This is a genomic window from Dactylosporangium sp. NPDC000244 (assembly GCF_040300725.1).
In the GTDB taxonomy this organism is placed as follows: Bacteria; Actinomycetota; Actinomycetes; order Mycobacteriales; family Micromonosporaceae; genus Dactylosporangium.
In genome coordinates this window covers 149,971-160,541 of sequence record NZ_JBEPEH010000014.1, presented here as the reverse complement: position 1 = coordinate 160,541, position 10,571 = coordinate 149,971, and the positions used below count along the sequence as shown (strand labels likewise).

Below are 10,571 nucleotides of genomic sequence, written 5' to 3'. Positions count from 1 at the left end.
GACTACCGGTTTTCGTCAGAGAGCGCTCTCCCGAAGAACGGCGCCAGGATCGGCAGGACCGTGTCCGCCTGCATGGCGCCCATGTGGTCGAGCCCGTCGAGGACGTGGACCTCCCAGCCCGTGGACTCGAGCTCGGTGCGATGGGCCGCGACCGGCGCCGCGAGGTCGACGGTGACGCCGCCCCAGCGCTCGTCGTAGGTGATGCGGTCCGCCCCGCCGACGACGCACAGCCGCGGGCAGGTCACCTTCGCCAGGGCGGCGCGCTCGTCGAAGTCCCGCAGGCCCTGGTACAGCGTCATGAACTGCCGCGTCCCGGGCTCCGACATGGTGAGCTCGGCGTCGGCCCACGCGTCGCCGGTCTGTTCGCGCGCGGCCGGCGGGTTCACGGCCATCGCGTGCGTGGCCGTGGTGACCCGCAGCATGGCCGCATACGGGGCGCCCAGGGGCGGCCAGCCGCCCATCGCCAGGGCCGTGAGCCGGTCCGTGCGCGCGGCGAGCTGGAGGCCGCTGACGGCGGTCCAGCTGTACCCGTACCAGGCGAACCGCTCCGCACCGGCGGCGTCGGCCACGGCGAGGATGTCGGCGCAGATGTTGTCGGGGGTGAGCGTGTCCGGCTTCGGCTCGGCGAGCACGTGGCCCTCGTAGTCGAAGGCGACGACCCTGAAGGTGGCGGCCAGCCCGTCGACGAGGCGGCGCCCGAGCGCCGGGTCGGCACCCCATTGGCGCAGCTCGTCGGCCTTCGGGCCCTCGACCGGCCTCGGGTTGACGGGGAGCAGCACCGTGGGGCCGGTGCCGTGGACCTCGGCTTCGATGGTGGAGCCGTCGTGGAGTCGCACTAGCATGACCTTTACCGTATCGCTGAACCTCCCTGTGAGACTTCGGCCGCATATTGCCTGGAGTTTGCCTGGTGAAGCCTCAAAGGCCGGTCGACCTGGCCCGGGAGCACGGGATCTCGGCCCAGTCGGTGCGCAACTACGAGCGCGACGGCGTGCTGCCGCCGGCTTCGCGGACGGTTTCGGGCTATCGGCGGTACACCCACGTGCACGCGGCCGCCCTGCGCGCCTTCCTGGCCCTGGTCCCCGCGCACGGCCACGCGGTCGCCGGGGACGTGATGCGCGCCGTCGGCGCCGGCGACGTGGACGGTGCCCTGCGCCGCCTGGACGCGAGCCACGCCCAGCTGCTCCGGGACCGCGAAACCCTGGACGGCGTGGAGTCGGCGGCCCGGGTCCTGGCCGCACCGCTGCCGCCCCCGGCCGAGCAGCCCCTGCCGATCGGCGCCCTGTCCCATCGGCTCGGGGTGAAGCCGGCGACGCTGCGCAAGTGGGAGCGGGCCGGGATTCTGGCCCCGGAGCGGGACCGGGCCACCCGTCAGCGCGTGTACGGCCCCGCCGACGTCCGCGACGCGGAGCTGGCCCACCTGCTGCGCCGCGGCGGCTACCTGCTGGCCCACATCGCGGCCGTGGTCCGCCAGGTGCGCGCGGCCGGCGGCCCGCAGGCCCTGGCCTCGACGCTGGAAACGTGGCGCTCCCGCCACTCGGCCCGCGCGCGGGCGATGCTGACGGCGGCCGGTCGGCTGGACGACTACCTGCGCGACCTGGCGGAGCAATGAAGCCGAGCAATAAAGGAGTCCGGCATCCACGGGGGAAGACGCCGGACTCATCGATCATGTTAGCTGCGCCGCTGGGTTCGCGCCAGCCGCACGGCCGACAGTCACACGTTTGTCATAACGGATGCGTTTTCCGTCCCGCACCCGTCACGGCGCCGGTTGGAGGTCCACCACGACGACCTTCTCCGACCGGTAGGCGTCCAGGCACACGAACATGATCCCGATTGGCGGCCGGTCGCGGGTGAGCCGGGGTGTGGGAACCCTTGCGACGGCTCGGGCGCGGCAATTACGGTCGCGGCATGTCGCTCTTGAACGATCTGGTGGAGGCCGTCGCGGCCGGTTCGATCGAGGTCGTGGACCTCACCGCCCCGCTGAGCAACGACACGCCGATCCTGCAGCTGCCCGAGCCGTTCGGCAACACCTGGCGCTTCGAGTTCGAGGAGATCAGCAAGTACGACGACCGCGGCCCGGCCTGGTACTGGAACAACTTCCGCTCCGGCGAGCACACCGGCACCCACTTCGACGCGCCGATCCACTGGGTGACGGGCCGCGACGGCGAGGACGTGGCCCAGGTGCCCGCGCGCAAGCTGTTCGCCCCGGCCGTCGTCATCGACCGGGCCGAGCAAGCCGCGGCCGACCCCGGCTACCTGCTGGAGATCGAGGACGTGCGGGCCTGGACCGCCGAGCACGGGCCGCTGCCCGACGGGGGCTGGCTGCTCTACCGCACCGGCTGGGACGCGCGGGGCGACGACGACGCCGCCTACCTCAACGCGGGCAACACCCCCGGCGTCTCCCCGGCGTGCGCGAAGTGGCTGGCCGAGGAGACCCCGATCATCGGCATGGGCGTCGAGACGGTCGGCACGGACGCGGGCGCCGCGCACTCCTTCGACCCGCCGTTCCCGTGCCACTCGTTCCTGCTCGGGGCGGGGAAGTACGGGCTGACGCAGCTGCGCAACCTGGACCGCCTGCCGGCCCGGGGCGCCGTGGTGGTCGCCGGCCCGCTGCCGATCGTGCGCGGCTCCGGCAGCCCGGCGCGGGTGCTCGCCCTGGTCGAGCGCTGACGTGCTCGTCGCCGAGGCGATCGGCCGGGCCCTGGCCGCCACCGGGGTCGAGTGCGCCTTCGGGGTGGTCGGCAGCGGCAACTTCCACCTGACCAACGCCCTCGTGGCGGCGGGCGCCCGGTTCGTCGCCGCGCGGCACGAGGGCGGCGCGGCGGTCATGGCCGACGCCTACGCCCGCACCTCGGGCCGGCTCGGCGTGCTGAGCCTGCACCAGGGCCCGGGCGTGACCAACGCGCTGACCGGCATCGCCGAGGCGGCCAAGAGCCGCACCCCGCTCGTGGTGCTCGCGGCGGACACGGGCGCGGCCGGCGCCCGCTCGAACTTCCGCCTCGACCAGGCCGCGCTCGCGGCGGGGATCGGCGCCGCGTTCGAGCGCGCGGCGACCCCGGCGAGCGCGGTCGCCGACGTGCTGCGGGCGGCCCGCCGGGCCCGGATCGAGCGCCGCACGGTGCTCGTGGGCCTGCCGCTGGACGTGCAGGCCGCAGAGACCGCGGATGTCGCAGCGGCGGCAGCGGTCCTGCCGCCGGTACACCTGCCGGATCCGGAAGCCGTGCGCGCCCTGGCGGATCTTCTCGCCGCCGCCCGGCGCCCGGTCTTCATCGCCGGCCGCGGCGCCCGCGATCCCGGTGCCGCGGCGGCGATCGCGGCCCTGGCCGAGCGGTGCGGGGCGCTGCTGGCCACCTCGGCGGTCGCCAAGGGCCTGTTCAACGGCGACCCGTGGTACCTCGACGTGGCCGGCGGTTTCGCCTCACCCGCCGCGGCCGAGCGCATCGCCGGCGCCGACGCGGTCGTGGCGTGGGGCTGCTCGCTGAACATGTGGACCACGCGGCACGGGCGGCTGATCGGCCCCGGGGCGGCGGTGGCGCAGGTCGACGTCGACCCGGACGCGCTGCACACCGGCCTGGGCGTCCTGGGCGACGCGGCCGCCACGGCCACGGCGGTGCTCGCCGCGGTGCCGGCCTCGACCGGCTACCGCACACGGCCGCTGCCGAGCGTGCGCTGGCGGGACGAGCCGTTCCAGGACCTGTCCGCCGACGGCCGCATCGACCCCCGAACCCTGTCGATCGCCCTGGACGACCTGCTTCCCGCGGCGCGCACGGTCAGCGTGGACTCGGGCAACTTCATGGGCTACCCGTCGATGTACCTCGCCGTGCCCGACGCCGCCGGCTTCTGCTTCACCCAGGCGTTCCAGTCGATCGGCCTGGGCCTGGCGACCGCGATCGGCGCCGCCGTGGCCCGCCCCGACCGGCTCCCGGTCGCGGCCCTGGGCGACGGCGGCTTCCTGATGGGCATCTCGGAGCTGGAGACCGTCGTACGGCTCGGCCTGCCGATGGTGATCGTGGTGTACGACGACGCGGCGTACGGCGCCGAGGTCCACCACTTCGGCCCGCACGGCCACCCGCTGGAGACGGTGACGTTCCCGGACACCGACCTGGCGGCCATCGCGCGGGGCTACGGCTGCGACGGCGTCGTGGTGCGCTCCGCGGCCGACCTGGCCCCGGTCCACGCGTGGCTGGAAGGCCCCCGCGACCGCCCCCTGCTGATCGACGCCAAGGTGACGGCGTCGCGCGGTTCCTGGTGGCTGGAGGAGGCCTTCCGCGGCCACTGAGCCGCGCGCGTCAGAGGCCCTGGAGCCGGCGGACGAGCTCGACGTACTGCCGCTGCGCCTCTTCCTGGTCCGTCCCGGCAACCGACTTCCACGCGTCGAACTTGGCCCGGCCCGTGAGGTCGAACATCCCGGGCCGGCCGCCGCTCGCGTCGCCGTGGGTGCCCTGCTTGTACAGCGCGTACAGCTTCAGCAACACATCGTTGCCGGGCCGGGCGCCGAGCTTCTTCACGTCGATCTGGGCCTGCTGGAAGTCCTCGCTCACCGACATGCGTCCGACCCTATCCCCTGAACGCCGCCGTCGCTCACGCCTCGAATCGCGCGTCCCGCCGGTCACCCGCGACCCTCGTCCGGGAGCCTCGTCCGGGAGCCTCGTCCGCGGGAGTCGCGTAGCCGACGGCGGCGGCCGGCAGTGTTCGCGGGGTCTCCGCCCGGGCTTCACGCGCGTAGGGCAGGATACGGCCCATGACCGCAGCGCAGCGCGCCGGCGACATGCTGACCGGGTGGGTCGACCGCCTGCCGCCGCGGCTGCGCAAGGTGCTCCCGCGCCAGCTCGCGGGCTTCGCGATGCTCGGCGCGTTCACCTTCTCCGTGGACCTCGCGATCCTCATGACGCTGCGCCACACCACGCACCTGCCGATCCCGGTCGCGGTGTCGATCGCCTACCTGGCCGCGTTCGCGCTCAACTTCGTGCTCAACCGCACGGTGAACTTCCGCTCCCACGCGCCGGTCGGCGGGCAGGTGGTGCGCTTCGCCATCGTGGCCGTCGGCGACTACTGCATCACTGTCGGCGTCTCCTCGGGCCTGTACGCGCTGGGCCTCGACGTCCGCCTGTCGCGCCTGCTCGCCGCGGGCGTGGTCGCGATCTTCACGTACACGCTCTCGCGCTGGTGGGTCTTCCGCGACAAGCCCGCCGCCGCGGCGGGGGACGCGGCCGGCGCCGAGCCGGTGGCGGCCACGGCCGCGGGCGCTGTCCCGGGTCCGCCTCCCGCGGCGCGATGACCGCCCCGCGGGAGCGCATCGAGCGTCAGTACACGAAGGGCCAGCCCGCCGAGTCGTAGCCGATGAGGTTGATGCCCAGGTAGGACGCGCCGCTGTTGCTGTAGTAGTGGTAGAACAGCACCTCGCCGTCGTTGTCGGCGAGCACCGCCTGGTGGCCCGGGCCGTGGATGGCGCCGTGGGTCGCCAGCACCTGTGTCCCGCCGCCCGAGGTCATCGCGGTGCCGTTGCGGTCGGTGTACGGCCCGGTGATGCTCGCCGAGCGGCCCACCATGACGCGGTAGGTGCTCGAGGCGCCGCGGCAGCACAGGTCGAACGAGACCCACAGGTAGTAGTAGCCGCCGTGGCGGAAGATGTACGGCGCCTCGATGGCCGTCGACGAGCCGGTGCGCTGGGCGATCGAGCGGACCGTGGTGTCGGCCCGCAGCCCGGTGGACGGGTTGAGCTGGATGAGCTTGATGCCGGTCCAGAACGAGCCGAACGACAGCCACCAGGCGCCGGACGCGTCCACCTCCAGGTTCGGGTCGATCGCGTTGTAGCTGCTCGACGTCGTCGTCTCGATGACCAGGCCCTTGTTCGTCCACGAGCCCGACGCGCCGGTGCCGCTCGTGGCCAGGAAGATGCCCGAGTGGTTCGAGCCGAACGTCGAGGCCGCGTAGTACATGTAGTAGGTGCCGTTGTGGTACGAGATGTCCGGCGCCCACAGCTGGTTGCTGCCGCCGGTGTAGGGCAGGGTCCACGAGGCGCCGGCGGGGAACGCGGCCCCGGCGTTGCGCCAGGCGGTGCGGTCGGTGGAGGTCTTGAGCTGGATGTTGGCGCCGGTGTACGCCACGATGTAGCCGCCCGCGGGCGTCTTCACCGCCGAGGGGTCGTGCGCGCCGGTGTTACCGGTGACGACGCCCGGGTTCGGGTACGAGGCCGGGGGACTGGTGGGGGCGGCGGCCAGGGCGGCCGCCGGGGCGGTGGCGGCGCCCGAGCTCGTGGCGCCGATCGCGCCCGCGACCAGGGTGGCCGAGACGGCCGCGGTGAACCACAGGCGCCGGGACTTCAGCAGGGACATGGCGGTATCTCCTCGGATGTGAGCGCTCACACATTCGAGTCTCAGGCATCGATACTTGTCAAGTTCTCCTGAAACTTACCAGCGCTGGACGGTCGCCGCGGAGTTGCGCGTGATGCTCTCCGAGCTGGTGTGATGGAACACCGAGGAGACCGCGACCCGCCCGGGGCCGATCAGCCGCAGCCAGATGTTGCGCTGGCTGAACGACGAGCGCCACGAGACGCGCTGGGTGCCGCGCGGATACTCCAGGTGCAGGTGCGCCTGGACCGACACGTCCCGGTACAGCAGCGCCCCCGGCTGCACGAGGATCGTCTCGCCCGGCGCGAGGTCGCGCAGGAACGTGTTGCCCGGCGAGTGCAGCAGGAGCAGCCCCGGGCCCTGCTGGGCGGAGAACAGGTCGCCGTACTGCCCCAGCGGATAGTGCGTCTCGCGGTCGTCGCCGGTGCCCGTGTCGTACCAGATGCCGGTCGGCTGCCAGGTGTAGGTGATGTTCCCGGTCGCGGTGAGGAACCGGTGCTCGCGGGTCCACACGTGCCGGCCCGGGATCAGCGGCAGCGCGATCAGCTCGCCCGGGGAGTCGCCGGACAGCGCCAGCCGGCCCGCGCCCCGGGCCTCCACCATGATCAGCGGCAGCCCGGCGAGCATCCGGTTCCAGCCGCCGGCGAGCGAGGTGTTACCCAGCTGCACGCCCGGCTCGGTCCACAGCAGCGCGTGGTGCGAGAAGTAGATCCACTCCTGGCCGGAGAGGGTGAAGTCGGCGACGGGGACGTACTTGCCCTCGATCTGCACGCGGGACTGGCCGAACTGGATGCGGGCCATGTCCTTGATCGGCGGCTGCTCGATCCAGCCGGAGCGGGTCTTGATCTGGCGCACGTCCAGCGCCGCGCCGCAGCTCGGGCACGACGGCCCGGCGGGCGGGTGGGCCATGCGGCAGAAGCGGCAGACGGTCCAGCCCTCGGGGACACCCGTGCTCATCGCGCCCTCACTCCGCGTGGTGGTGGACGTACATCGACTGGATGCCCACCCGGCCCGGGCCGGTCATCTCCGCCAGGTACATGCCGCGGCGCATGAGTCCGGTCTTCACCGGCATCTGCACCGCCTGCATGCCGACGGAGGCGTCCTTGTAGAGGAACCCGCCCGGCTCGACGAGGATCTTCTCGCCGGGGCGCAGGAACCGCTCGAAGACGTTGCCGTAGCCGTGCAGCACCAGCAGCCCGGGCGCGGACTGCGTGACGAACCGGTCGAGGTACATCCCGTTGCCGCCGTGCAGCACGTTGGCCAGGCCCTGGATGCGGATGAAGTCGTAGCCGACGGTGTGCGTGGCGAGCAGGAACGCGTGCCCGCGCACGTCGAGCTCCATGCCCGGGTGCAGCGGCAGCACGACCAGCTCGCCGGGGGAGTCGCGGGAGAACGCGACGCGGCCGGGCCCGTGCGCGAGGGTCAGCACGAAGGGCATGCCGCCGAACACGCGGCGCATGCCCCCGCCCGTCGGCATCGCGGTGACCGGGGTCTGCTCGTCCTTCCACAGCAGGACGTGGTGCTCGAAGTACACCGCGTCACCGGGCGCGAGCGCCATGTCGATGACGGGGACGAGCTCGCCCTCGACCTGCGCGACGGAGTTGGAGAAGCGGAACTCGGTCATGTCGCGCAGCCGGGGCGCCTCGCGCCAGCCCGAGTCGCTCACCAGGTTCGCGACGTCGAGCGGCGCGCCGCACGTCATGCAGGATGTGGCCCCGGGCGCGTTCTGCAGCCGGCACCATTGGCACTCGATCCGCTCCACGCGGCGCAAGCTAGCCGGTCAAAGCTGAGAATTCGCCTCACTCGGCGGGTTGCGGGTCCCGCTCGTCCTCGTGCGCGCCGCGCTGGGCCGGCAGCAGCTCGCCCGCGACCGCCGCGCTCTCCTGGAACTCCTGCTGCTGCGCCGCGGCGACCTGCGGCTGCCCGACCCACAGGGCGCGCATCTGCTGCTGCATGAAACCGGTGAGGCGGGAGCGGTACTCCTGGTCGAAGCGCTCCAGCGCCTCGATCTGCTGCTGGAGCGCCTGCCGCTTCGCGGTGAGGCTGCCGACGACGTCCTCGTAGATCTGCTCGGCGCGCTGCTTGATGTCGTAGGCGTTGTCCTGGGCCTCGCGCACGATGTCCTCGGCGCGGGCCTGGGCGTCGGCGAGCCCCTCGCCGGCGTTGCGCTCGGTGTCGGCCGCATACGCCTCGGCCTCGCGGGCGATCTTCTCGGCGGCGCTGCGGGCCCGGCCGAGGATCTTCTCGGCCTCCTCGCGCAGGGCGCCGGCCTGAGCCTGGGCGTCGTTGACGATCGCGTTGGCGTTGGCGTGTGCCTCGGCCCGGATCTGCTCGGCCTCGGTGATCGCCGTGTTGATGTGCTCCTCGGCGGTGCGCTGCGCCATGGTGAGCACCGCGAGCGCCTTGGCCTGGTCGCCGGCCATGCCCGGGGGCACCTCACCCGGCTGCTGCATGACGCCGGGGCCCGCCATGCGGTCGTCGTACTGTCGCATCCCGTTCTGCGTCATGGTCCTCGTCCTCTCGCCGAATGCCTCGCGCACACTACCCGAGATCCACCGTGCCGCGGTACCGCCGAATCGGCCGCAACCAGGACCAAAGCCCGCGGTTTGTCGGGTTTTCGAAAAACGGGTGGTCCGGCCGGTCGATGGTGATCTCTCGATGTGATGCGCACCATCGGCACCCATGGTGCAGGTGATCCCCGTGGGGTTCCGCGGACAGCGCTCCGTCTCCGGACCGCTCACCGTCGGTCAGCTCAATGTGGCCAAGTGGCTCGCGGACGCCCCGGACGCGCCGGCGGCCCAACTCCATCAGCATCTGCCGGTCCCGCCCGGCACGACGCTCGACGCGGTCGTGGCGGCGCTCGGCGCACTCGTCGGCCGGCACGAGGGGCTGCGCAGCCGGTATGTCCTGGCCGACCCCGGCGCCCAGGAGGTCCGGGCGACCGGCACGGTCCCGCTGACCGTGGGACCGTCCGCGGCTCCCGGCGGGGTGTCCGCCGACGAGCCGGTGCGCTTCGCGGCCACCGTGTCCGGGGGCTTCGTGACGGAGTTGGCCGCCGCCTACTCGCACATCGCCGTGGACTTCCAGGCGCTCATGGTGCTGGAGCGGGAGTTCGGCGACCTGCTGCGGGGCGTCGCGCTGCCCGACGTGGAGCTGCAGCCGCTCGACCGGGCCGAGGCCGAGCGGTCCCCGGCCCGGCGGCGGCGCCAGGAGCAGGCGCTACGGCACTGGTTCCGGCACGTGGAGGCGGCGCCGGCGCACCTCTACGCGCGCCCGCGGGTCGCGGCCGCCGGCGGGTCGGGCGCGTGCGGCATGTCCTCGGCCGCGGCGGCCCGGGCCCTCGACCGGATCGCCGCCCGGACGCGCGTGAGCCGCCCGACGATCGTGCTGGCCGCGTGGTGTGCGCTGCTGTCACGGCGCAGCGCGTACGACATCTGCCGTTTCGTGATGCTCTCGGCCAACCGCTTCGAGTCCGGCCTGCGCGACTTCGTCGGCACGCTGGCCCAGGCGACGTTCGTGGCCGTGGACACCGCGGGGGCGGGCTTCGACGAGCTGGTCCGCCGCGCGTTCGGCGCCGTGCTGCAGGCGGGCGTGCACGGGGCCTATCACGTGTACCGCCAGGACGAGGGCACTCGCACCCGGATGGCCGCCCGGGGCGTGGCGCCCAGCTTCGAGCCCATGTTCAACAGCGTCATCGTGGACACCCGGGGCTTCGACGTCCCGGCGGTCGCCGCCGAGCCGCCCCCGACCGATCTGCTCTGGGTGGAGATGCCGCCGACGAACATCCTGCTGCGCTTCGACCTCGGCCGGGCCGACGACCTGATGGTGGCCCGCGTCTGGACCGGCGACACCGGCCGCGTGAGCCCGGCCGAGGCGCAGGAGCTGCTGCTGGCCCTGGAGCGCCTCCTGCTGGCCGCGGCCGGGCGGGACCTGGACGCGCCGGAGATCGCCGCGGCCCTGGCGATGGCGCCGCTGGACCGGCCGCCGGGCTGGCAGCTGGTCGACGGCTGCTGGGTCGACCTCGCCGAGGTGCAGCGGCTCGTGGACGACGCGCTCGGGCCGCGGGTGGCGCGCGTCGACGGCCCCGGGCTGACGGCGGTGGTGTCGTCGATGTCGCCCGAGGAGGCGCATCGGCGGTGCCTGGAGCTGCTGCCGGGGCGGCACGCGGCGATGGTGCCGCGGTTCACGCGGGCCTGACGCCGCCGAGGCGCCCGGCGCTCAGCC

11 protein-coding genes are annotated in these 10,571 nt (G+C 73.4%); 5 read left to right on the top strand and 6 right to left on the bottom strand.

Annotated features, from left to right (window positions below; genetic code table 11):
• Nucleotides 1-2 precede the first annotated feature (2 nt).
• Nucleotides 3-842: an alpha/beta fold hydrolase gene (locus ABT369_RS21425; protein ID WP_350614237.1), complete on the bottom strand. Its 840-nt coding sequence runs from the start codon at nt 840-842 to the stop codon at nt 3-5.
• A gap of 65 nt (nt 843-907) precedes the next feature.
• On the opposite strand from ABT369_RS21425, the gene ABT369_RS21420 reads away from it, so the two are divergent.
• The 3 genes from ABT369_RS21420 (at nt 908) to ABT369_RS21410 (ending at nt 4,276) form a co-directional block, all read left to right on the top strand.
• Nucleotides 908-1,609, top strand: coding sequence for a TioE family transcriptional regulator (locus ABT369_RS21420; RefSeq protein ID WP_350614236.1), 702 nt, complete (start codon nt 908-910; stop codon nt 1,607-1,609).
• A 296-nt stretch (nt 1,610-1,905) separates the two neighbouring features.
• On the top strand, nt 1,906-2,667 hold the full coding sequence (locus ABT369_RS21415) for a cyclase family protein (RefSeq protein ID WP_350614235.1): 762 nt from the start codon (nt 1,906-1,908) through the stop codon (nt 2,665-2,667).
• A gap of 1 nt (nt 2,668) precedes the next feature.
• The gene (locus tag ABT369_RS21410; RefSeq protein ID WP_350614234.1) at nt 2,669-4,276 is read left to right on the top strand and encodes a thiamine pyrophosphate-binding protein; all 1,608 of its coding nucleotides are present in this window, start codon (nt 2,669-2,671) and stop codon (nt 4,274-4,276) included.
• A 10-nt stretch (nt 4,277-4,286) separates the two neighbouring features.
• Here ABT369_RS21410 and ABT369_RS21405 read toward each other — a convergent pair whose 3' ends face one another.
• Nucleotides 4,287-4,544 (bottom strand): acyl-CoA-binding protein, encoded by a 258-nt coding sequence (locus ABT369_RS21405; RefSeq protein ID WP_350614232.1) that lies wholly within the window; start codon nt 4,542-4,544, stop codon nt 4,287-4,289.
• Between the two features lie 194 nt (nt 4,545-4,738).
• On the opposite strand from ABT369_RS21405, the gene ABT369_RS21400 reads away from it, so the two are divergent.
• A complete protein-coding gene (locus ABT369_RS21400; protein ID WP_350614231.1) occupies nt 4,739-5,275 on the top strand; it encodes a GtrA family protein in 537 nt (178 codons plus the stop codon).
• A gap of 25 nt (nt 5,276-5,300) precedes the next feature.
• Here the strand turns inward: ABT369_RS21400 and ABT369_RS21395 are convergent, their stop codons facing one another.
• From ABT369_RS21395 to ABT369_RS21380, 4 genes are all read right to left on the bottom strand, one after another.
• Nucleotides 5,301-6,332, bottom strand: coding sequence for an arabinan endo-1,5-alpha-L-arabinosidase (locus ABT369_RS21395; protein WP_350614230.1), 1,032 nt, complete (start codon nt 6,330-6,332; stop codon nt 5,301-5,303).
• A gap of 75 nt (nt 6,333-6,407) precedes the next feature.
• Nucleotides 6,408-7,304 (bottom strand): AIM24 family protein, encoded by an 897-nt coding sequence (locus ABT369_RS21390; protein ID WP_350614228.1) that lies wholly within the window; start codon nt 7,302-7,304, stop codon nt 6,408-6,410.
• Between the two features lie 7 nt (nt 7,305-7,311).
• Nucleotides 7,312-8,109: an AIM24 family protein gene (locus tag ABT369_RS21385; protein WP_350614226.1), complete on the bottom strand. Its 798-nt coding sequence runs from the start codon at nt 8,107-8,109 to the stop codon at nt 7,312-7,314.
• Between the two features lie 37 nt (nt 8,110-8,146).
• Nucleotides 8,147-8,854 (bottom strand): hypothetical protein, encoded by a 708-nt coding sequence (locus tag ABT369_RS21380; protein ID WP_350614224.1) that lies wholly within the window; start codon nt 8,852-8,854, stop codon nt 8,147-8,149.
• Nucleotides 8,855-9,029: 175 nt separating this feature from the next.
• Here ABT369_RS21380 and ABT369_RS21375 point away from each other — a divergent pair, with 175 nt between their 5' ends.
• On the top strand, nt 9,030-10,544 hold the full coding sequence (locus ABT369_RS21375) for a condensation domain-containing protein (protein WP_350614222.1): 1,515 nt from the start codon (nt 9,030-9,032) through the stop codon (nt 10,542-10,544).
• Nucleotides 10,545-10,571: the final 27 nt, after the last annotated feature.